The organism is Teichococcus wenyumeiae (assembly GCF_003696345.1).
GTDB classification, from domain to species: Bacteria; Pseudomonadota; Alphaproteobacteria; order Acetobacterales; family Acetobacteraceae; genus Pseudoroseomonas; species Pseudoroseomonas wenyumeiae.
In genome coordinates this window covers 15,282-35,829 of sequence record NZ_RFLX01000033.1, presented here as the reverse complement: position 1 = coordinate 35,829, position 20,548 = coordinate 15,282, and the positions used below count along the sequence as shown (strand labels likewise).

Below are 20,548 nucleotides of genomic sequence, written 5' to 3'. Positions count from 1 at the left end.
CGCAGCTGGCAGCAGGAGACCTGCGCCCAAGCAGCATCCTGATCCTGCTGCACCCTGAGTCACGCGGCCGAACTCGCCCTCCCATCAAACAACTTGCCAATGCCGCCGGTAGGCCACGCGGGACGAAGCCAGACGCGACGTGTTCACCTCCATCGAAAGCTACTACAACCGGCAGCGCATCCACTCCGCCTTGGGCTACCAGACGCCAGAGCAGATGGAGCACAATGCCGCCTGATCCCTGTCCATCAAATCAGGGGAAGATCACTGCGCGACGAGCTGCTGAACGGAGAGATCTTCTACTCCCTGTCCGAGGCCCGAGTGGTCGTCGAAAGCTGGCGTCGGCACTACAACACGGCATGGCCTCACTCATCGCTCGGATACAAGCCGCCTGCTCCGAACGCTCTGGTTTGGCCGCCGACAGAAGCCAAAACCTCCACCGCGATCAAGCTCAATGTAGCAGACGAGCCGACCATGCATGAGATTCACCCCGGACCACCCTATGGGGACAGACCACTATCATTCTGGATTATCAGACTAACACTGGCGGCAAGCTCACCCCAAGGTGACGACCGACGCCGTCGCTTATCAACAAAAAAAATTCCTTCTGTCGTTTATCGGCAATATCCGATAGCGTCGTAATCGACAGCGCCATCGGCTCGATGCCGGATCTCGGCGGCAGCAATACGTTGATTCCGCCAATCCCCTTCTCCAATTTATCCAACGACAATGCGTAGCCCTGCTGCCGAATGATCCTTATTTCATTCATGACTGTATTGATGTTCAAATAATAATCGCGATTGATCTCGTCCGCATTGATGCGGCGAACGAGACCGCCGATCTGGCGATCCGAGAACGTCGCGAGAAACAGAATTCCCAATCCTGAGCGCTCCAGCGGCCGTACCGTGCCCGCTCGGCGTGTCGGCCTGCCAGGCTTCTCCGCCTTCAGCGCGTATATCAGCCGGACCTGAAGTCCGCTGAGTGAGCCGAGCAGCACGAGTTCGCCCGTCTTCGCATGGATCTCATGCATGAGGCGAAGCAGCGCACCATCCTCGAACAGCGGGGCGTCGATCCACGACCCGAGAATGGTGACCCGCGCTGTCGGAAGATAGCGACGCGCTGCGACGTCCACCCGACAGTAGCCCCGTGCCACCAAGCTGCGCAGCAGTGCGGCCGCGCTCGATTGCGGCATCGCGAGCGCGCGTGCGACCTCCACGATGCTGACGGGGCGTCGCACCTCATCAAAGAACTCGAGGAGGTCGAAGGTTCGGCCGACAGATTTGATGCATCTGCCCTCCGTCGCCGTGTCATCTCTTTTCATAACGATTTCGCATCATTTTGCCACATATATGCGTGTTTGCCCGGTACCTCGCTACACGCTTGATCGGCCGCATGACCAGCGCAAAACTCTCGTAAGAGTGAGCAGCAGACGCGCACCACCCTACTGGAAACGATTTTTTCTTTCTTCGAATGCAGCGCGCAGGCGCCGCAGGGCCTGCCATGGCGTGTCCGGCCCTACAGCGTCTTCGTTGAGGATGAGTACCTCGCGCGTCAATCGCAGAAGGGACATTCGCGGCGATGCGCCGCGTGCGGCTTCATGAGCGGAGAGACCGAGTAATGACGCTGTGGACCAACGAACAACGGGCCGTCTTCAAGGAAGCGCCCAGCTTCCCGGCGCCGGCGTTGGCAAAGGTGCTCATCCCAACGTGGCCAGGCAGCGCGATGGGCGATTCCGTCTGTTTCCAAGGTCGTGGCCACAATCCTGATAGCCACATGCACAGAAAGGTTTGACGCCGATGCGCGTAGCCCGTCGCTCCCTCTTGGCCACCCTGTCTGTCTCACTCGCCGCTTCTCACGGCGTGCACGCCCAGACGGCGTATCCGAACCGGTCGATCCGCGTGGTCGTTCCCTTCGGCGCCGGCGGGGGCACCGACAACCTGATCCGCATCCTCGATCCGCATGTTGCGCGCAGCCTTGGCCAGACGCTGGTCATCGACAACCGCGCCGGTGCCGGAGGCATCGTCGGTACCGAGACGGTCGCGCAGAGCGAACCGGACGGCTACACGGTGCTCGCCGTGGATTCCACCTTCTGCATCAATCCCGGCCTCTTCCCCTCGCTTCCCTATGATCCTGCCCGCGATTTCACGCCCGTGGCGCTGCTGGCCAATGCGCCGATCGTCCTGCTGGCTCACCCCTCGGTGCCGGCGCGGACGCTGCAGGAGCTGATCGCGCTCGCCAAGGCGCGGCCGGGTAGCCTTGCCTATGCCTCCGGCGGCAACGGTGCGCCGACGCATATCGGCGGTGAGATGTTCAAGGCCGCCGCCGGCGTGGACATCACGCATCTGCCGTATCGTGGGACCGGTCCGGCAATGAACGACATCATCGCCGGCCACGTGCCGCTCGCGGTGAACGGGCTGAGCGCCGCCCGCCCCCATATCCTGGACGGGCGCGTGCGGGCCCTTGCGGTGACTGGCGACGCCCGCAGCGCCGCCTTCCCGGATGTGCCGACCTTCGCCGAAGCCGGCGTGACCGGCGTGGACATGTACACAAATTGGGGTGTGCTGGTGCGCGCCGGCACGCCGGATTCCATCGTCCAGAAGCTCGCCACAGCTTTCAACGAGGCGGTGACGCGCCCGGATCTGCGGCAGCGCCTCAATGATCTCGGCTTCGTGCCGGCGGGCGGCGGGCCCGCGGTGTATGCGGAAACGATCCGCCGCCAGACCGCGCGCTTCACCGAGGTCATGCGCGCGTCCACTATCCGGCCCGACTGACACCGCATGGCGCAGCCTCGCTGGATCGCCGCTCTCTGGGTCACGCTGCTCGCGCAGACGGTCGCGTCCTTCCTGACGCAAAGTCTGCCGGCGATCGCGCCGGTGATGACGGCCGAGGCGGGGCTGAGCCCGGAGACGATCGGCAATCTCGCCTCGGCCGTGGCGCTCGGCACGGTGCTTTTCCTGCTAGCAGGTGGCGGGCTTCTGGCGCGGTTCGGCCCGGTCCGCGCCTTGCAGATCGGCAGCGCAGTGCTGGCGGTCGGCATGGTGATCGCAGCCAGCGGGGGCGTCCCAGCGCTCCTGCTCGCGTCCCTGCTGCTCGGCATCGGCTACGCGCCTGCTGCACCGGCCGGCAGCCAGATCCTGCAGGACACGGCGCCGGCACAGCACAGGACGCTCATTTTCTCGGTGAAGCAGGCTGGCGCGCCGCTCGGCGGTACCTTTGCAGGCCTGATCTGCGCACCGGTCGCCGCTTGGCTGGGCTGGCAGCCGGCAGTGCTGCTCGGCGCCGCGGTCGCCATCGTGACGGGGCTGGCGATCCAGCCGCAGCGCACCGCTCTCGATCGCCCGGAACAGCCGCGAACCGTGCCGCAGTCCAAGGGAATCGCGCAGACGTTGACGGCACCGCTGGCGGTGCTACGCCTCGACGCCCGGCTGCCGCCGCTGATCATCCTCGCTATCTCCTTCTCGACCGTGCAGGGCTGCCTATTTGCCTTCACCGTCACCTGGCTGGTGACAGACCGCCAGATGTCACTCATCGAGGCGGGTGCGGTCTTCGCTGCCATGCAAGCGGCCGGCGTGGCGGCTCGGATCGTGCTGGGCTGGCTTGCCGACCGCACCGGTCAGCCGGGCCGCAACCTCGTCCTGCAGGCGATCGCCGCGGCGATCTGCACCGCACTGCTGGTCACGCTGCCCGCGGGCTTCGCCACCATGATCCTTCTGGCCGCCGCGACCGGTTCCCTGGCCGCAAGCTGGAACGGTATTGTGATGGCCGAGGTCGCGCGCTTGGTCCCGCGGGACCGCGTGGGCGATGCGACGGCGGGCTGCGTGCTGTTCATCTTCCTCGGTTATCTGGCCGGCCCTTCGGTGTTCGCCGCCATCATCGCCGTCACGGCGAGTTGGACCGGTGCCTTCCTCGCCATTGCCGCCCAGCTCGCCGTCGTGACCGCGATGGTGGCGGGCACGCTGTTCCGCCCCATCGCGCCAGCCGCACCCCCACAGCGGCCGGCAGCCGACTGACCGACCAATACACGACGGAGACCTTGCACATGCTCGCGCCCAACATGGCCTTCCTGACCAGCAGCGACGGCGTCCGCCTCGCCTATCGGGTGGACGACTTCAGCGATCCCTGGGCCGAGAACCAGGTCCCTGTGCTCATGCTGCACGCAGCGATGGGCGCCTATCGCCGCTGGTATGGCTGGCTGCCCATCCTGGCGCGCCGCTTTCCGGTCATCAGTCTCGAGCTGCGGGGTCATGGCGCATCGGAGATTCCACCGGCATCGCTGCCGTTCAGCCTGGAGCGGCTCGTGCAGGATGCGCGGGAACTTCTTGATCATCTGGGTGTCGCGCGTGCGCATGTCGTGGGTCTCTCCGCTGGTGGCTATGTCGGCCAGCGCCTCGCGATCGAAGATCCGCAAAGGGTCGCAACACTGTCGCTCTTTGCCTCCACGCCAGGGTTGCGCGGCACGCAGGCAGCCACATGGCCCGAGAAGATCGGTGGCATGGGGCTCGAACCCTTCATGCGGGCGACCGCCGCCGACCGCTTCGGTCCGGATGCAGACCCCGCGCTGGTGGATTGGTTCTGCCGCCAGACGGGCAGCAACAATCCTGCCTATCTCGGGCGCTTCGTGACGCACATGGCCAGCCGCGACTGGTTCGAGGATCTGCCCCGGATCACCTGCCCGACCCTGATCGTCGCGCCGGGGCATGAACCGATCGGTAGCAGCAGCCACTACGAGCAGATGGAAGCCGCAATCCCGAACGCTGAGCTCGTGGTCTTCGAGGGCATGCCGCACAACATCGGCGATGCCGCGCCCGAGCGCTCCGCCACGGAGGCCCTGCGCTTCATCCAGCGCCATCCCGGTTGAGGAACGCGACACGATCCTTCAGCCGATGTGGCCGAACGGTCAGCCGGCCTCGGAATCGCATCATCGGGGACCCTCGCCACGGCGTTCGCGTGGCACCGGGAGCACATTCAGGAGCACTAGATGCCGCGACACATCGCATGCCTGTCCTTCGACTTCGATACCTGGTCCGGCTTTGCCGCACGGGGGATGACCACACCGACGCCGGTATCGCGCGGCGAGTTCGGCCTGGTCGGTGCGCGGCGCATCCTCGCTCTGCTCGCCAGCCGCGGCATTCAGTCGAGCTGGTACGTGCCGGGCGTCGTCATCAAGACCTATCCAGATGCCTGCAACGATGTCGTGAAGGCGGGCCATGAGATCGGTCATCACGGCTGGAGCCACGTGCCCCCCGCCTGGCTCACACCGCAACGCGAGGCCGAGGAATTCGCCCGAGCCGTCGAGACGATCGTCGAACTGACCGGCGGCAAGCCACGCGGCTACCGCTCGCCCTCTTGGGATCTCAGCGATCGGACGATCGACCTGATCGCCCAGCACGGCCTGCGCTACGACAGCAGCATGATGGGCCACGACTGCTCGCCCTATTTCGTGCGGCGCGGGGACAAGGTCGTTGCCGATGCGCCGATGGTCTTCGGCGAGACGACGGACATCATCGAGATCCCCATCAGCTGGTCGCTCGATGACCATCCGCACTTCGAGTTCATCCGCAGCAAGGACGAGGTGCTGCCCGGCCTGTCCAACGCGAATGCCGTGCTGGAGAACTGGATCGCCGATTTCGAATACATGCGGCGCACGACCGAGTGGGGAATGCTCGTCTATACCTTCCATCCCTACGTCATCGGCCGCGGGCATCGGATGCTGATCCTGGAGAAACTGATCGATGAACTCACCCGCATGGGGACGGAGTTCATGACGCTCGATCAGGTGCAGGCGGAGTTCCGCACGCGGGATTCGGCGCGGTGAGTTCTTCAGCACGGCGGGAGGCCTGACATGACTGTTTCGACCAAGGTCGTCTTCATCTCCGGCGGTGGAGGCGGCATCGGCAGTGCGGCCGCGCGGGCCTTTTCTGCCGCCGGCTATGCGGTGGCGGTCGCCGACCATGTCCGGGAGCGCGCCGATGCCGCGGCGCAGTCGGTCATCGCGGCCGGTGGGCAGGCATTGGCGCTGTACATGGACATCACCGATGACGCGCAGGTCGCTCGCGCCATCGGCGAGACGGTGGCCAGCTACGGCCGGCTCGACGCGCTGTACAACTGCGCCGGCGGAACCGACCCGGCAGACGGGCCCGTGACCGACGTGGCGCTCGATGTTTTCGACCGGACGATGAATCTCGATCTGCGCGGCACCTTCCTGTGCTGTCGCCACGGCATTCCCGCGATCATCGCCTCGGGCGGCGGTGCTGTCGTCAACATGTCCTCCGGTGCCGCGCTCCGTGGCGCCAGCCCGTTTCACGTCTACAGCGCGGCGAAGGGCGCGATCCTGTCGCTGACGCGCGCGCTGGCCGGCCACTATGCGAAGCAGGGTGTGCGGGTGAACTGCATCGCCTCGGGTCGAGTGATGACGGAACGTATCATCCGCACCTATGGCACGCTCGAGGAATCCGTGGAACGCGATCCGCAGAACCCGCTCGATCGGATGCGTGAGTATCCCTTCTGGATCGGTGAGCCAGAGCATATCGCCGCGACCGCCGTTTTCCTCGCATCCGACGGCGCCCGGATGATCACCGGCACGACCATACCGGCTGATGGCGGCCGTTCTTCCTACTGATCCAACCCGGCACAAGGCCATGCCGGCGGCGTGTCACAAGCTTCCACACGAACGGAGATGAGCACGATGGCTGATGCCCCATTCCAGCCGACGCGGCGGACTTGGCTTGCCGGCGCGGCCGCCACCGCATTCTCGGCACCTGCCTTGGCGCAATCCGGCTGGCCGGACCGCAGCATCCGCGTCCTGGTCGGCTATCCGGCGGGCGGCGCGAATGACCTAGTGGCGCGCTCCGTCGCAGTGGGGCTCAGCAGCCGCTTGAGTCAGTCGGTTGTGGTTGAGAACCGCGCTGGCGCCGGCGGGACCCTGGCGGCCGACGTGGCGGCGCGTGCGGCCCCCGATGGCTACAACCTCTTCTTCATCTCCAGTGCGCAGGTGCTTGCGCCCAGCATCCGCAGGAACCTGTCGTTCGATCCGGTGCGCGACTTCACCTACATTGCGCTCGGCGCGCGCTCGCCGTACTATCTGATTGCGCACCCCTCGCTGGGTGTGAACAGCGTGGCCGAGCTGGTGGCGCTGGCCAAATCGCGGCCGGGCCGCATCCAGTTCGCCTCGTCCGGTGTCGGCGCCGGTCCGCATCTGACCATGAGCTACTTCATGAACGTCGCGGGCATCGAGCTGGACCACGTTCCCTACCGTGGCGACGCGGATGCAATCATCGACCTCGCGGCGGGCCGCGTGCCGCTGGCCTTCATCTCCATCCCGGCGAGCGGACCTCATGTGGAGGCGGGCACGCTGCGTGCGCTGGCGGTGTCCGGCGCTGAGCGTGTCTCCGTCGCGCCCAACGTGCCGACGGTCGCGGAATCCGGATATCCGGGCTTCGAGATGGACGCTTGGTGGGGCCTCGCCGGCCCGGCCGGTCTGCCAGCGTCGATAGTGCAGCGGTTGGCCACTGAAATCCGGCCGATTCTCGACGCGCCGGAGTACGCCGCGCGCTTCGCGCAGCAGGGCATTGTGCCCAGCAAGGTCGGGCCGGAGGATTTCACGCGCCTCGTGCGTGCGGATCGCGTTCGCTTCGACAACATCGTTCGGGATGCCCGCATTCCGGTTCAGGACTAATCAAGCACCAACGGGAGCAGTAACGGACATGACCGAGGTCCACACCTTTACGGCCAGCGACGGCGAGACGATCGCCTATTACGTCGATGATTTCACCGACCCTTGGCGTGAAGCCCCGGTCATGTTCCTCCTGCATTCGGCGATGGGGAACTCCGACCGCTTCTACTCCTGGGTTCCGGCCCTCGCGCGGCACTTCCGCCTGATTCGCATGGATCTGCGCGGGCATGGCCGATCGAGCGTGCAGGCACCCTCAAAGCCGCTGACGATGGACCGCCTGGTGGATGACGTGGAGGAGCTAATGCAGCTCCTTCACATTGAGACAATGCATCTGACGGCGAATTCCGCCGGCGGATACGTTGCCCAGAACATGGCACTCCGGTCGGCCGGGAAAGTTCTGAGCCTCGCGGTGGTCGGCTCCACCCCGGGACTCAGCCCCGATGCGCTGACTTGGCTGCCCCGGATGGAGCAGGAGGGAATGACCAAGTTCCTTACCGACACCATCGACATGCGGTTCGACCTCGCCACGACCGATGCCGGGATGGTGGATTGGTTCCTGCGCCAGACGGCGGAGAACGACCCGGCCTTCGTGCGCCGCTTCATCGGCTATTGCGCCACGCTGAACTGGGAAGACCAGCTACATCGCATCGCCTGCCCCACGCTCGTCATCCTGCCGGGCGCAGAAACGGTCGGCACGGCGAAGAGCTATGAGGCGATGCGCGAGCACATTCCAAACGTGCGCATGATCGCCTACGCACACATGCCCCACAACATTGCCGACATGGTGCCGGACCGCTGCGTGGCCGACATTCTAGCGTTCCACACCGACAAGTTCGGCTACCCGAAGGTTTGATCTGATGCCATTTCTTCCCAATGCGATGGAATTCGGCCCGCCGGAAACGCGCGAAGCCTTCACCCAGGTTAAGGCGAGCCGCGGCTTCGTCTCCAATCTCATGCGTTCGCTCGGCCATGCGCCGGAAGGGTTGAAGGCTTATATGGGCCTTGGCCACTATCTCCGCTACAACACGGAACTGACGGAGATCCAGCGTGAGCTGGTGATCTGCGGCATGGGCAGACAGATCGACTATGCCTGGGCGCATCACGCACCGATGGCGCTGCAGGCCGGTCTGACCGAAGCGCAGATGGACCTGATCCGCGCCGGCCAAACGCCGCAGGACCTGCCCGCGCCGGATCGTGCGATCTGCGACTACGTCTTCGCATTCTCCGCGTTGCAGGGTGTGCCGGCGGTGGTGTCGGATGAGCTCAATCGCCACTTCACGCCGCGCCAGGCGACCGACATTTCACTGCTCGCGGCCTACTATCTCGCGGCTGCCTCGCTGATCAAAGGCATGGGCGTGGAGATCGAATCGGCTGAAATCCTGGCCAAGGAACTTGCCTGGCAGGGTGCGCCGCGCGACGCCTCCGGCCAGGTGAAGGGCTGAGCAGAACGTCGTTCCCTGCGTGCCGCCAGCACGTGATGGGGCTAGGTCATCGACCTGGCCCTGTCGTCACTGCGCGGTTCCGGCCGTCAGCGCGTCCAACGATTCGACCAACCAGGCGTTGGTCGGCGCCGCGACACCTTTCAGCAGACCCTTGTTTACAACAACGCCGTTGATGAGCGAGACTTCCGTGCGCCGCCCGCGTTCGACATCCTGTGCCATGCCGCCAAGCGACGTCGCGTTCATTGCCTCGCCATACCGGATCAAACCGGCTTCAAGCGTCGATTGTGCGGCGACATCCCCTGCCGCGGCAGCGTGCCATATCGCTCCGGACACGCCGCAGACCGGATCGATCGTGATTCCGTATGCCGCTGCCACGGCGGTCACCTCGATGCCCGCCTTCATCAGCGTAGGGCGCTGGGCGGGATCGACGAAGAAGTCGCGGATCGGTCGCTGGTGCAGCGCTGACAGCGGTGAGGTCATGCAGTTGAAGACCATCTTTCCCCAGCGCGCCGCGGCCATGTCCGGCACCGCTTCAGCGCCGTCGATGAGGCCGAATGCCTGCACCAGCGCGTGGATGCGTGGCGTAGCCGCACCTGCCGTCTCGCCGATACGGAAGGTCGGTGCGCCGCCACGCAGCCTTTCGCGGTGGCGACGGATGGATCCCGGACGCACGAGGTTGCCGAACAGGCCTGTCACGATGCAGCCCATGACGCGATCGGCGCCAAGTGCCTCGGCCATGTCGAGGTCGGCCAGTGCGTTGAGGGTCACGATCCAGGTACCCCGGTACGCTGCCTCGACATCGGCGACGATGGCTGGTGCATCAGCCATCTTGGTGCAGAGGACCATCACGCTCGGTGCAACGGACGGGATATCGGCGGCCGACGCAATGGTGCGCAGCGGCACGGTGAAGGTCTCATCCGGGTCGGCGATCGTCAGCCCGTCGCGGGTGATTGCCTCGCGGTTCGTCGCCCATGGCTCCCACATCACGACATCGGCGCCGGAACGCGCGAGATGGGCCGCCATGAAACCCCCTACGGCACCAGCGCCGATGAAGAGCATCGGGCCTGCTGCGATTCCAGCGGATTCAGTCATAAGGAGAAGTCCTATGTTTGCTTCGGACGCAATGTCGCGCAAAAGAGATGACGCGTGAAGTACGCAGCCGGCGAGGCGCGCGAATGGACGCGCCTGAATCTGCGTGGCTATCTGACCGTGCTCTACACGCCTTTCGACGAATCCGGCACGCTGGATGAACAGGGCCTTCGGCACAATGTGCGCGAGACGTTGGCGCTGCCCGGTGTCGGCGGCCTGACGGTCAATTCGTTGCATCAGGAATTCTGGACGCTGATGGACGCGGAGCGCCGGCATCTCGTCGAGGTGGTGCTGGATGAGGTGCGTGGGCGAAAGCCCGTGGTGATCGGCTGCAGTGATCCGTCGGCGATCAAGGCGGCGGAGTATGCGCGCCACGCTGCGGCGGCAGGTGCTGATCTGGTGATGATCTGGCCACCCTTCTACGGCCCGCGCTCGGCCGCTGGCGTGAAGGCGTATTACGACTTCATCGCCGATCGGATCGACATTGGCTTGATCCTCTACAGCACCACGCTGTCCGAACTCGGCTACTATCTCGCGCCGCCGCAGGTGGCGGCGCTGCTCGGCTGGCGGAACATCTGCGCGGTGCAGAACACCACTCTCAATCTCGCGCAGTATTTCGCCATGATGGAACAGGTTGGCGAGCACATCTGCGTCGCGACCTCGCTGGAGGAATATCACCTCCAGGGGCAGCTGGCCTTTCCCGAGCGCGCCCCCGGCTTCCTGATTGGGTCTTCGCGCCCCGTCTTCTGCCAATCGACGGCAAAGCCACATTGCGGCGACTTCATCGCCGCAGTTGAAGCACGCGATTTTTTGGCAGCGGCCGGCCACGCACGGCGCATCATGGCGATCGCTGACAATCTCCAGAGCCAGTATTTCGCGCGCGGCTTCCACCATGTCGGGCTGTTCAAGGAGTTGGCCGGCATGATGGGCATGCGCACGGGCAAGGTGCGCCCCGGCATCGCGCCGTGCGAACCAACGGAGCTCGCTGCCAGTATCGCCGTTCTGCGCGAGGCAGGCGTGATCGGCTGAAACATTCAATGGTTGCAGCCCGAACGGAATAGCTCTCCACCGGCGTCAAACAGAGCCGCGAATTGTGATGCGTGACGCGCGTGGACGCCTTCCACGGGGCGCTGGCACTCGGGTGAGCAGAACGTCAAGATTGCCTGTCGCCGGCTTGATGGTCACTGAGTTTAGCCTAATCCGGCTAAGAATGGGTGCAGTGATCAAGGGGGCGAACCGCAACGACCACAAGCTGATGCGCCAGACCCTGCAGGCGATCCCTGTTAAGCGGCCCAAGCCGACGCGCCGCCAACCCCAGCACCTCTGCCTCGATAAAGGCTTCGACTATGACGAGCCGCGCGCACTGGCAGCCGAGTTCGGCTTCACCTTGCACCTGCACACACGTGGCGAGGAGGTCAGGGCCAGGCGGCACGCCAGAGCCAAGGCAAGGCGCTGGGTCGTTGAACGCACGCACTCCTGGCTGAACCGCTTCCGCTCCATCCTGATCCGATGGACCAGGAAGCCTGCCAACTACCTCGCCCTGCTCCATCTCGCCTGCGGCATCATCACATGGCGTCATGCCCTACCGGGATAGGTTCTTACTAAAGCGAGGCACCTTCTTCGGCCGGGCTCAACCCTTTGATTTCAATCTTATGCCGGCTTGGGTCATAGACCCAAGCACCGCCGGCGCCGCCACCGGATATGCACTGGATCCGTGGATCACCCGCAGTAGCCAGCAGCCTCGTCAAGCTGCCCGCACCACCATAGCTCGTTGATAAAACCTGCTGGCCCAAGCGTGCCCTCAGTCGGTTCCCTAGTGGCCCCAGGTGAAGCGGCGAAGGCGATTGCTCAAGCTCTTCCAGCACTGCGGACAGGATAGCCTCTCGCACCTCAGACGGGTCCACTGCTCCATCCTGCGCGGAGCTGCCAGCGGTCATTTTCCGGGTACCAGAAGAAGCAGATCGCTGCTCTTGTGCGGCACTGGAATAGGCCTGGAGCCCTCCTAGCGCACCTTTCAGAAAGTCCTCACTTCCGATCACCTCATCGGCAGCAGCCTGATAGGCCTCGGCGGCATTGCCGATTGCCACCACAGATGTTCGACGATCGTGTGCGCGCAGGCGCTGCAGAACCGGCGTGAAGTCGGCATCGCTGGACATAAGGACGAACTCGTCAAAGCGGGTGGCATGCCCTAACGCGTCCAGCACATCCATCACCAGCACCATATCGGCGCTGGTCTTTCCGCCCCGGGTGAGTGGAGGGCAGTCGGTGACCTGAAAGCCGGCGAGCACCAGGTTACTACGAAAGCTGCCGAAGAACACTCGCTCGCCACTCGGTAGAACCAGGGAGCCGTTAGGGTTGAGGTAGCAGCGGCGGAGCAGGATGCGGCGCGGCGGCGCTTCACCACTTGATGGTACCTCGTTGGAACGTACGCCTACCCGGCGGGCCATCCACTCAAGCCACACACCCGGCTCTGCGATGAATGCTTCAGCCGCCTCAGGAGACAGATTGCACAGCGCGCCGAAGATGTTGTCGAAATCCACAAAGAGTGCAGTACGCCGTTCCAATGCCTCACCCCAATGCTTGTGGTTTACCGGCAGACAGAGGGGACACCACCCCTCCCGCCCGGCCCCGAATAGCCGGCGCCACCGGGACCGGCAAAGGCAGGTCCCCCAGCGCCAGCGTAGCACGGCCCCCCAGGACCCGAGTAAGCAGGACCACCAGGGCCGTCATAGGCTGCTCCACCAGCTCCACGGTACGCAGGACCACCAGCCCCTGCGTAAGCCGGACCACCAGCCCCGGCATATGCTGGCCCGCCTGGCCCCGCATAGGCAGGACCACCAGGACCAGCGTAAGCGGCTCCGCCAGGTCCTGCGAAGCACGGACCTCCCGGCCCGGCGTAACCGCTGCACGCCGCTTCAGCGTCATGAGGCGCAGCCAAAAGCGTCGCGATAGTCAGCGCGCCAAAGAGGAACATTACCCGCATAGAAGCCACCCTGAGTTGATGTCACAATATACACATTTAGATTATTTTCCGAAACGTTATGTGCGCGGTCAGTCCCGACTAACGGAGCTTCCACCAATCAGTGATCTTCCTTCGAATTGATGGACACCCCTGAGTAATACCAAGTCCCAGTGAACAGAACCTATGGCTATGGCGCCTCCTGCAGCGGCACGAAGCTGCCTCAGCGTTCTATAGGTTCTGATCAGAGAGACTTGGTATAAGCTCCACGGGAGCGAGGAAGGTGTCCGATGAACAAGACACGGCGAGAGTTCACGCCGGAGTTCAAGCAGGAGGCGGTTGCGCGGCATTGTCACGTTTGCTGGCCCTGGCCGGAGAGCGGTGGCTAAGAGCCTATCCCGGTAGGGCATGACGCCATGTGATGATGCCGCAGGCGAGGTGGAGCAGGGCGAGATAGTTGGCGGGCGTCTTGGTCCATCGGATCAGGATGGAGCGGAAGCGGTTGAGCCAGGAGTGTGTGCGCTCTACCACCCAGCGCCTGGCCTTGGCTTTGGCCTGTCGCCTGGCCCTGATCTCCTCGCCACGTGTGCGCAGGTGCAGGGTGAAGCCGAACTCCTCGGCCAAGGCGCGGGGCTCATCATAGTCGAAGCCCTTGTCGAGGCAGAGGTGCTGGGGATGGCGGCGCGTCGGCTTAGGTCGCCTGATCGGGATCGCCTCAAGCGTGGACCGCATCAGCTTGTGGTCGTTGCGGTTGGCGCCCTCGATCGCCGTGCCGAGCGGCACGCCCCGTCCGTCGGTCAGCACCGATCGCTTGACCCCGCGCTTGCCGCGATCTGTTGGATTGGGCCCGGTTTTTTCCCCCACCCAACGGCGCCTTGCCCATGGCGCCGTCGAGTGCGAGCCAACTCCAGTCGATGCCGCGAAGCCCGTCATAGGCCAGCAGCCCCTTGCGCCAGAACGCCTCGAACACTCCGGCCTTTGTCCATTCCTGAAAGCGCCGGTGCGCCGAGGAAGACGAGCAGAGCTTCGTCTCGCGGAGCGCATTCCACTGACAGCCGGTGCGCAGCACAAAGAAAATGGCGTCCATCGCCGCCCGGTCCGGCACACGTGGGTTGTGGCAGCCCAGCGGGTGTTTAGGCCGGGGTGGCAGGAGCGGCTCCATCTCAGCCCAGAGCGCGTCCGGCAGCCGCCAGCCATCATCCTGAACGCGCCGTTTCGGCACCCTCCGAACAGATCTCCTGGTCATGAACCATGAGTTAGGAAGCCCAGGATCCAGCGTCTAGTGGGATAGGTTCTTAGTTCTGACCCAGGGCGGTCCAGCCTCAGGGGTTCACTCCACTCCCGGGTCAGCTCTCAACGCAAATCAACATCGCGCTCATGGACGGGATTGGGTGAGGCACGTCGACGGCGCCGGGGGCAGTAGCGGCTCATCAGCGGCAGTGCTTCTCCGCACAACGGTGCTCTCACCTCCAGCGAGTCGCCTTACTGTTCTGTTTTGGACCGCCACGAGGGTTCGCGCTTCTCGAGAAATGCCGCCAAGCCCTCCTGCGCTTCCGGAGTGACCGCGAGGTTGCAGAAGTCCTCGACCGCGTTGGCCACGCTGCGACGGTAGTCGAGGTCGTTGGCCCGCATGAACGCCGCACGGCCGAGACGCATCGCCATCGGCGGCTTGGCCGCGAACTCCGCGGCCAGGGAGCGGGCCACGGCGTCCAATGCGTCGTCCGGCACCACCCGGCTCACCAAGCCGAAAGCCGCAGCCTCCGCCGCATCGAAGCGCCGTCCCGTAAACAGCAACTCGAAGGCCCTGTGACGACCGACGATCCGCGGGAGGTGAGCGAAGTGGATCGCCGGTATCAGCCCCAGTTCGATTTCCGGGTAGCCGAAGCTGGCTTTCTCCGATGCGATGATGACGTCGCAGGAGATGGCGAGGGTCATGCCGCCGCCGCGCGCCGCTCCGTTCACCGCCGCGATGGTCGGCTTGCCCATGCCATACTGGACATCGGCCAGTCCGACATACAGGCGCTCCAGGAAGCTACGCACCTCCAGGCCGCTCTTTCCCAGCAGGATGTCCAGGTCGAGACCTGCGGAGAACCTCCCCGGCAGGGCGCTGCGGAGGATGACGGCGCGCACAGCATCATCGGCGGCCGCCCTGCGGAACCCGTCCAGGATGGCTTCAAGGAAGGCCACGCTCAGCGCGTTGACCGGACTGCGGCCAAGCGTGATCTCCGCGACGCCGTCAACGACCTCGTACCCGACCTGGTCGCTCACGCGGTCACATCCACGGCGGCCGGGACGCCGACGGCTCCTTGCGCCGCGAGTGCCGCGATGGCCTCGTCGCCGTAGCCGAGCCCGCGGAGGATCTCCGCGGTGTGCTGGCCGTGCAGGGGCGGCGGGAGCTGGCCCTCGCGCGGCGCGCCGTTGAACGTCACCGGGAAGCCGATCTGCGGCACCGCACCGAGCACGGGATGGTTGGTCTCCATCACCAGGTTGCGGCTGGCAAGCTGGGGATGGGCGAGGGCCTGATCGAGGGTCTGGATGGCGGCGCAAGGCACGCCCGCCGCGCCGAGTGCCTCAAGCCAGTGGGAGACAGACTGCGGAGCAATCCGCTCCTGCACGACCCGCACCGTCTCCTCGAAATTGGCGACGCGGGCGTTGTTGGTCGCGAACCGCGGATCACCGGCAAGCGTCTCGAGGCCCAGGAGGGCACAGAGGCGCCGCCATTGCGCGTCGTTCCCGGCGCCGATCATCAGGCTGCCGTCGGCAGCGTCGAATGCTTGGTAGGGAGCCAAGGAAGGATGGGCCGTTCCCAGGCGCTGGGGTGGCTTTCCGGTCAGCCAGTAGTTCTGGGCAAGGTAGCTCATCAGGCCCATGGATGTGTCGAGGAGGGACAACTCGACATATGAACCTTCCCCCGTCCGCTCCCGCTCCAGCAACGCAGCGAGGATGCCGCTGACGGCGAGCATCCCCGTGCCCAGGTCCACTGGCGAGAAACTGGCGCGCGCGAAGGCGCCGCCGGGCTGGCCCATGGTGCTGATCATGCCGCTGAATGCCTGCAGCATCACGTCGTAGCCAGGCTGCCCACCAAGCGGTCCACTGCGCCCGAATCCGGAGATCTCGCAGTAGACGAGGCGTGAATTGAGGCCACGGAGCGTCTCGCTGTCCACGCCCAGTTTGCGCGCGGTGCCGCCGCCGAAGCTCTGGATGACCACGTCGGCTTCGGTCGCAAGCGCGTGGACGATCTCCCGTCCCGCATCGGACTTCAGGTCGAGCGCCAAGCTGCGCTTGTTTCGGTTGAAACTCATGAACGTGGCGGACTGGCCATCCTTCTGCGGCGCCCAGGCGCGGGTGTCATCGCCCCCTTGAACTGGCTCGACCTTGACGACGTCAGCCCCGAGATCGCCCAGGTACTGGCCGCACAACGGACCCGCGAAAACCTTGCTCAGGTCCAGGATCTTGATGTTGCGAAGTGGCTTCATGGCAGAACTCCGGTTGACGCGGGCACGGCGGCGGCGTCGCCGATGAACGCGTCGGTGCTGTAGCTGTGGTTTGAGGCGGACGGACCTTCATGCGGTCCCCGGACGGAGTCGACACGGTGTTTCTTAATCGCGGCGGATTCCCGCTTCCTGCGCGAGGTTGGCCCAGCGATCCTTCTCGCGGGCTAGGAAGGTTTCCAGTTCGGCATCCGGGGTGACGAAGGGTTCGGCTCCACGATCCCGTAGCTTTGCCCCGTATTCTGAGGAGCTTGCCGCTGCGACCATCGCCGCCCGCAACTTTGCCAAGGGCTCCGCCGGGGTCTTCTTGGACGCGAACACAGCGAACCAGCCCGAGAACTCGAAGCCGGTCAGGCCCGCCTCCTGCAGCGTAGGCACGTCGGGCAGTCCGCTGGTGCGAAAGGAGGAGGTGACCCCGAGGGCGCGGACCGCACCGGCCTGGATCTGCGGGGTGGAGGTGGTCACGTTGTCGAAGAGGAAGTCGACGTCCCCGGCCAACACGGCGTTCAGCGCAGGGGCACTGCCTCCATAAGGCACGTTGATCGCCTCGAACTTGCCCAGCTGCTGCAGCAGCGTCGCCGTCACGTGCGGTGAGCTGCCGACGCCGAAGCTCGCATAGGTCAGCTCCCCGGGCGCCTTCCGGCCACGCTCGATGAGCTGCTGGACCGAGGTTACGTCCAACTTCTTCGGATTGACCACCAGGACGTTCGGCAGCGCCGCGACCGTGGCCAAGCCGACGCAGTCGCGCGACAGGTCAACCTGCGACGTGCCGTAGAGAGTCGGGTTCAGGGTGTACATCGTGCCAGTGGAGAAGAGCACCGTGTGGCCGTCCGCCTCGTTGGCAGCCGCCGCGGAGCCGATGTTGCCATTCGCGCCGGGCCGATTCTCGACGATGGCGGTGCCGCCGATCTCCTGTCCGAGCCGCTCCGCCATCAGGCGCGCGATCAGGTCCGTAGGACCCCCGGGCGCGAACGGAACGATGACCCGCACAGGCTTGGAGGGCCATGCGGGCTGGGCGTGAAGGGCAGGGCTGGCAAGGAGCGCAGGGCCGAGCCCAAGCGCGAGGCGGCGGGTGATCATTGTCGTTTCCTCTATCGACGCCGAGCGACTTCTTGGCCGTCGGTGCATGCTCCAACTGGGAGAACAGGCCAGCAGCCTCGGCCAGAATTTCCCAGAACGCAAAGACATGGTTTATCTATGCGCTATATCGAATCGTTATGGATTCTCGATGAACCTGCGCTCCCTCAAAGCCTTCGTCGCTGTCGTCGAAGAAGGGTCTTTCTCCGCTGCGGCAGGTCGCCTCCGGATCGCCCAGCCCGCGTTGAGTCTCCAGGCGCGCAAGCTGGAGGAGGAACTCGGATGCCAGCTGCTCCAACGGCTGCCGCGGGGCGTCGTGGCAACACCGTCCGGTCTGAAGCTGCTCGGCCATGCCCGCGACCTGCTCGCCCGCGCGGACGCCGCCCGCGACGACCTGCGCGGCGACGCGGCGGAACCCACGGGGGGAGTCACAATCGGCCTGCCGCAATCCATGGCCGCCATGCTGACCCAACCCCTGCTCAGCCACGTCCTCGGAGAATTGCCTCAGGTGAAGCTCAGGGTGGTCGAGAGCATGACCGGCTACATCCCGGACTGGGTCCGCGAGGGCAGGCTGGACCTGGGGATGGTGTTCCGCGGCGAGGGCGGCCGGGGCCTCGTGCTTGACCGGCTCCTCGATGAGCAACTCTTTCTGGTCGGTCCGCCTGAGCCGACGTCGGGTCCACCTGCGAGTGGAAGTGGAAGGATCGGTCGCGTGGCGTTCGCGGACTTGGCACGACTGCCCATGATCCTGCCCGGCGCACCGCACGGGCTCAGGGAACTGATCGACGAGCGCGCGCGACGGAGCGGGATCAAGCTGAAGGTGGTGGCCGAGGTCGATGCGCTGGCTCAACTCACGGCTGCCGCGGGCGCCGGATTGGGCTGGTCGATCCTGTCCTTCACAACTATCCAGGAGGCGCTGGAGGCCGGACGCGTGGCCGCCTGGCGGATCGAGGAACCGACGATCAACCGCTCTGTCTACCTCTGCAGTCCTTCCGATCGGCTTGGCACCCGTGCCGTGCTGGCCGTAGGTGCCCGCCTGCGCGAAATCATCGCACAGTTGGTGCGGGCTGGCGCTTGGCCAGCGACCCTGGCCTCCGATACCGGGCGAGACGACACCTGGACTTAACGGGAAAGGACAAGTCCGTAGGTTGGGGCCTGATCCAGCGTCTGGATGGGGGCGCTGACCACTTCGGCCGCCGTCAGCGTCTCTGCCAGTGCGCACTGGGTTTCCCCAGGTCCAGGACATGGATGCGCTCCGGCGCCTTTATAGAGGTTCTCCCGGGTTCCCTGCCGGGCGGCGCCGCAAGAGGTACCGATGACGTCCCTCAAGAACCAGCGTCCCGTCCTGGTTGTGCACGGTGCTGCGCAGCCCGATGACACCGGTCGTGCGGTTCGGCGTCAGCTCGTCCACCTCGAGCGCAGGGTAGAGCGTGTCGCCGACATACACGGGCGCCAGGAAGCGGCTCGACTGCTCGAGGAATGCCTTCAGGGAGTCCTCCACGAGGTGCGGGAAGGTGCCCGCGCCCGCCACGGTCTGGATGGCCACCTGGTACCCGTGGGCGAGCATGTCCTGCAGCCCGTGGGCCTGGCAGTACACCCGGTCGTAGTGCACGGGGTGGTTGTCCCCGCTCGCGGCCTGGAAGGCCAGGAAGATGGCTTCCGTCATGGTGCGGCTCGGTAGGGGGAAGCGTTCCCCCATGCGGAAGTCGTCGAACCACCGCTGCTCGGCGATCATGCGGTGGGACTTCGGATCGAAGGCGGCGATCCTGTCGTTCATTGCACGTTCATCCCGGTTTCCTTGACGACGTCGCGCCACTTGGCGGTTTCCGCCTGGACGAAGGCGCCCAGCGCCTCCGGGGGCGCTGGCTCGGCCAGTTCCGCGCCAATCTCTGCGAAGCGGCTCCGGACTGCGGGAACCGCGACGGCCTCCCGGACCGCGGCGTTGAGCTTGAGCACCATCTCCCTGGGGGTCGCCGCGGGCATGAACAGGCCGGACCAAGTGTAGGCCTCGTAGCCCTTCACGCCTTGCTCGTCGAAGGTCGGCAGATCGGGCGCCGCCGGGCTGCGGCTGAGCATGGACCAGCCAAGCGCCCGGCCCGTTCCGGCCTGGGCCTGCGCCAGGGCGCTGGTGGCGGCATCGATGTAGAAGTCCAGGCGGCCTGCCGCCAAATCCGTCATGGCCGGGCCGGACCCGCGATACGGGATGTGGGACGCCTCGACACCCTGCATCTTCAGGAGCAGCGCGGCGCCGAGGTGAGGGGCGCTGCCGACGCCCGCGGACCCATAGGTCGCCTGGCCCTTCTGCGCACTCAGCCAGGCGAGGAACTCGGCCATATTGCGCGCGGGCAGATCCTTGCGGACCAGGAGGACGAGGGGCACGCGGGCAACTAGGACGACTGGCGCGAAGTCCTTCTCCGTGTCGAAGGGAAGGTTGGGGAACAGCGTGGGGTTGATCGCGTGCGCCACGGTGGTGAACAGGACCGTCTGCCCGTCGGGCGGCGCCTTGGCCACGGATTCGGTGCCCACGACCACACCGGCGCCGGTGCGGTTCTCGACTACCACCCGCTGGCCGAGGGCCTTGGCGAGGGGCTCCGACAGGATGCGGGCCTGCACGTCGGTTGGCCCGCCCGCGGCGTAGGGAACGACGATGCGCAGGGTTCCGGCGCCCTGAGCGGAAGCGCTCCGGGAAACAAGGCCGGATCCAAAGAATGGCATGGCCAGAATGAGCCGCCGGGAAGGCATGGTCTGCTGTTCCTCCTTGATGTTTTCTGGGTTCTTGGTGTCTGGATCTGACGTCGCTTCCATCGATCGCGCAAACCAG

The 20,548-nt window shown here is 65.4% G+C and carries 20 protein-coding genes and 2 pseudogenes; 13 read left to right on the top strand and 9 right to left on the bottom strand.

Annotation, left to right across the window (positions count from 1 at the left end; all coding sequences use genetic code 11):
* Positions 1-112: 112 nt before the first annotated feature.
* A pseudogene (locus EBE87_RS23430) lies at positions 113-235 on the top strand (IS3 family transposase); the annotation flags it as partial.
* Positions 236-261: 26 nt separating this feature from the next.
* A pseudogene (locus tag EBE87_RS23425) lies at positions 262-400 on the top strand (integrase core domain-containing protein); the annotation flags it as partial.
* A gap of 129 nt (positions 401-529) precedes the next feature.
* On the opposite strand, the gene EBE87_RS23420 reads toward EBE87_RS23425, so the two are convergent.
* Positions 530-1,318, bottom strand: coding sequence for an IclR family transcriptional regulator (locus EBE87_RS23420; protein ID WP_122140185.1), 789 nt, complete (start codon positions 1,316-1,318; stop codon positions 530-532).
* Between the two features lie 475 nt (positions 1,319-1,793).
* Between EBE87_RS23420 and EBE87_RS23415 the strand changes: the two genes are divergently transcribed.
* The 8 genes from EBE87_RS23415 (at position 1,794) to EBE87_RS23380 (ending at position 9,111) form a co-directional block, all read left to right on the top strand.
* Entirely contained in the window at positions 1,794-2,768 is a 975-nt protein-coding gene (locus tag EBE87_RS23415; RefSeq protein ID WP_122140184.1) for a Bug family tripartite tricarboxylate transporter substrate binding protein, read from the top strand.
* A gap of 6 nt (positions 2,769-2,774) precedes the next feature.
* The gene (locus EBE87_RS23410; protein ID WP_122140183.1) at positions 2,775-4,007 is read left to right on the top strand and encodes an MFS transporter; all 1,233 of its coding nucleotides are present in this window, start codon (positions 2,775-2,777) and stop codon (positions 4,005-4,007) included.
* Between the two features lie 29 nt (positions 4,008-4,036).
* Positions 4,037-4,855 (top strand): alpha/beta fold hydrolase, encoded by an 819-nt coding sequence (locus EBE87_RS23405; protein WP_122140182.1) that lies wholly within the window; start codon positions 4,037-4,039, stop codon positions 4,853-4,855.
* Between the two features lie 120 nt (positions 4,856-4,975).
* The gene (locus EBE87_RS23400; RefSeq protein WP_122140181.1) at positions 4,976-5,812 is read left to right on the top strand and encodes a polysaccharide deacetylase family protein; all 837 of its coding nucleotides are present in this window, start codon (positions 4,976-4,978) and stop codon (positions 5,810-5,812) included.
* A 27-nt stretch (positions 5,813-5,839) separates the two neighbouring features.
* The gene (locus EBE87_RS23395; RefSeq protein ID WP_122140180.1) at positions 5,840-6,616 is read left to right on the top strand and encodes an SDR family NAD(P)-dependent oxidoreductase; all 777 of its coding nucleotides are present in this window, start codon (positions 5,840-5,842) and stop codon (positions 6,614-6,616) included.
* 66 nt (positions 6,617-6,682) lie between these two features.
* Positions 6,683-7,672 carry a tripartite tricarboxylate transporter substrate binding protein gene (locus tag EBE87_RS23390; RefSeq protein WP_158611673.1) on the top strand — a complete coding sequence of 330 codons (990 nt, stop codon included), beginning with the start codon at positions 6,683-6,685 and terminating at the stop codon, positions 7,670-7,672.
* A gap of 28 nt (positions 7,673-7,700) precedes the next feature.
* Entirely contained in the window at positions 7,701-8,522 is an 822-nt protein-coding gene (locus EBE87_RS23385; RefSeq protein WP_158611672.1) for an alpha/beta fold hydrolase, read from the top strand.
* Positions 8,523-8,526: 4 nt separating this feature from the next.
* A complete protein-coding gene (locus EBE87_RS23380) occupies positions 8,527-9,111 on the top strand; it encodes a carboxymuconolactone decarboxylase family protein (protein ID WP_122140177.1) in 585 nt (194 codons plus the stop codon).
* Positions 9,112-9,177: 66 nt separating this feature from the next.
* Here the strand turns inward: EBE87_RS23380 and EBE87_RS23375 are convergent, their stop codons facing one another.
* The gene (locus tag EBE87_RS23375; RefSeq protein WP_158611671.1) at positions 9,178-10,170 is read right to left on the bottom strand and encodes a ketopantoate reductase family protein; all 993 of its coding nucleotides are present in this window, start codon (positions 10,168-10,170) and stop codon (positions 9,178-9,180) included.
* A gap of 87 nt (positions 10,171-10,257) precedes the next feature.
* Between EBE87_RS23375 and EBE87_RS23370 the strand changes: the two genes are divergently transcribed.
* Positions 10,258-11,229 (top strand): dihydrodipicolinate synthase family protein, encoded by a 972-nt coding sequence (locus EBE87_RS23370; RefSeq protein WP_122140175.1) that lies wholly within the window; start codon positions 10,258-10,260, stop codon positions 11,227-11,229.
* Positions 11,230-11,410: 181 nt separating this feature from the next.
* The gene (locus tag EBE87_RS23365) at positions 11,411-11,794 is read left to right on the top strand and encodes a transposase (protein WP_158611670.1); all 384 of its coding nucleotides are present in this window, start codon (positions 11,411-11,413) and stop codon (positions 11,792-11,794) included.
* 7 nt (positions 11,795-11,801) lie between these two features.
* Here EBE87_RS23365 and EBE87_RS23360 read toward each other — a convergent pair whose 3' ends face one another.
* The 5 genes from EBE87_RS23360 to EBE87_RS23335 all read right to left on the bottom strand — a co-directional run bounded on the left by EBE87_RS23360 (position 11,802) and on the right by EBE87_RS23335 (position 17,730).
* Positions 11,802-12,764, bottom strand: coding sequence for an NYN domain-containing protein (locus EBE87_RS23360; protein ID WP_158611669.1), 963 nt, complete (start codon positions 12,762-12,764; stop codon positions 11,802-11,804).
* Positions 12,765-13,552: 788 nt separating this feature from the next.
* Positions 13,553-14,321, bottom strand: a protein-coding gene (locus tag EBE87_RS23350) for an IS5 family transposase (protein ID WP_233560170.1) whose coding sequence is annotated in 2 segments (ribosomal slippage) — positions 13,553-14,023 and positions 14,025-14,321 — 768 coding nt in all. Because the reading frame shifts where the segments join, the coding sequence is not laid out codon by codon here.
* A gap of 320 nt (positions 14,322-14,641) precedes the next feature.
* A complete protein-coding gene (locus EBE87_RS23345) occupies positions 14,642-15,427 on the bottom strand; it encodes an enoyl-CoA hydratase/isomerase family protein (protein ID WP_122140170.1) in 786 nt (261 codons plus the stop codon).
* The gene (locus EBE87_RS23340) at positions 15,424-16,635 is read right to left on the bottom strand and encodes a CaiB/BaiF CoA transferase family protein (RefSeq protein WP_122140169.1); all 1,212 of its coding nucleotides are present in this window, start codon (positions 16,633-16,635) and stop codon (positions 15,424-15,426) included. Before EBE87_RS23340 ends, EBE87_RS23345 begins: the two co-directional genes overlap by 4 nt.
* A 123-nt stretch (positions 16,636-16,758) precedes the next feature.
* Complete coding sequence (locus EBE87_RS23335) at positions 16,759-17,730, bottom strand: Bug family tripartite tricarboxylate transporter substrate binding protein (RefSeq protein WP_158611668.1); 972 nt, start codon at positions 17,728-17,730, stop codon at positions 16,759-16,761.
* Here EBE87_RS23335 and EBE87_RS23330 point away from each other — a divergent pair.
* Positions 17,723-18,853 (top strand): LysR substrate-binding domain-containing protein, encoded by a 1,131-nt coding sequence (locus EBE87_RS23330; RefSeq protein ID WP_158611667.1) that lies wholly within the window; start codon positions 17,723-17,725, stop codon positions 18,851-18,853. The two genes, EBE87_RS23335 and EBE87_RS23330, sit on opposite strands and share 8 nt — an antisense overlap.
* Positions 18,854-18,991: 138 nt before the next feature.
* On the opposite strand, the gene EBE87_RS23325 is transcribed toward EBE87_RS23330, so the two are convergent.
* Entirely contained in the window at positions 18,992-19,504 is a 513-nt protein-coding gene (locus EBE87_RS23325; RefSeq protein WP_122140166.1) for a MaoC family dehydratase, read from the bottom strand.
* Positions 19,501-20,532 (bottom strand): tripartite tricarboxylate transporter substrate binding protein, encoded by a 1,032-nt coding sequence (locus tag EBE87_RS23320; protein ID WP_199726512.1) that lies wholly within the window; start codon positions 20,530-20,532, stop codon positions 19,501-19,503. The genes EBE87_RS23325 and EBE87_RS23320 overlap by 4 nt, the downstream gene beginning before the upstream one ends.
* Positions 20,533-20,548 lie beyond the last annotated feature (16 nt).

What these genes read in the sequence shown, in the direction of transcription:
- EBE87_RS23420 (WP_122140185.1), bottom strand. Translation starts at nt 1,318, where the DNA reads ATGAAAAGAGATGACACGGCGACGGAGGGCAGATGCATCAAATCTGTC.
- EBE87_RS23415 (WP_122140184.1), top strand. Translation starts at nt 1,794, where the DNA reads ATGCGCGTAGCCCGTCGCTCCCTCTTGGCCACCCTGTCTGTCTCACTC.
- EBE87_RS23410 (WP_122140183.1), top strand. Translation starts at nt 2,775, where the DNA reads ATGGCGCAGCCTCGCTGGATCGCCGCTCTCTGGGTCACGCTGCTCGCG.
- EBE87_RS23405 (WP_122140182.1), top strand. Translation starts at nt 4,037, where the DNA reads ATGCTCGCGCCCAACATGGCCTTCCTGACCAGCAGCGACGGCGTCCGC.
- EBE87_RS23400 (WP_122140181.1), top strand. Translation starts at nt 4,976, where the DNA reads ATGCCGCGACACATCGCATGCCTGTCCTTCGACTTCGATACCTGGTCC.
- EBE87_RS23395 (WP_122140180.1), top strand. Translation starts at nt 5,840, where the DNA reads ATGACTGTTTCGACCAAGGTCGTCTTCATCTCCGGCGGTGGAGGCGGC.
- EBE87_RS23390 (WP_158611673.1), top strand. Translation starts at nt 6,683, where the DNA reads ATGGCTGATGCCCCATTCCAGCCGACGCGGCGGACTTGGCTTGCCGGC.
- EBE87_RS23385 (WP_158611672.1), top strand. Translation starts at nt 7,701, where the DNA reads ATGACCGAGGTCCACACCTTTACGGCCAGCGACGGCGAGACGATCGCC.
- EBE87_RS23380 (WP_122140177.1), top strand. Translation starts at nt 8,527, where the DNA reads ATGCCATTTCTTCCCAATGCGATGGAATTCGGCCCGCCGGAAACGCGC.
- EBE87_RS23375 (WP_158611671.1), bottom strand. Translation starts at nt 10,170, where the DNA reads ATGCTCTTCATCGGCGCTGGTGCCGTAGGGGGTTTCATGGCGGCCCAT.
- EBE87_RS23365 (WP_158611670.1), top strand. Translation starts at nt 11,411, where the DNA reads ATGGGTGCAGTGATCAAGGGGGCGAACCGCAACGACCACAAGCTGATG.
- EBE87_RS23340 (WP_122140169.1), bottom strand. Translation starts at nt 16,635, where the DNA reads ATGAAGCCACTTCGCAACATCAAGATCCTGGACCTGAGCAAGGTTTTC.
- EBE87_RS23335 (WP_158611668.1), bottom strand. Translation starts at nt 17,730, where the DNA reads ATGATCACCCGCCGCCTCGCGCTTGGGCTCGGCCCTGCGCTCCTTGCC.
- EBE87_RS23325 (WP_122140166.1), bottom strand. Translation starts at nt 19,504, where the DNA reads ATGAACGACAGGATCGCCGCCTTCGATCCGAAGTCCCACCGCATGATC.
- EBE87_RS23320 (WP_199726512.1), bottom strand. Translation starts at nt 20,532, where the DNA reads ATGGAAGCGACGTCAGATCCAGACACCAAGAACCCAGAAAACATCAAG.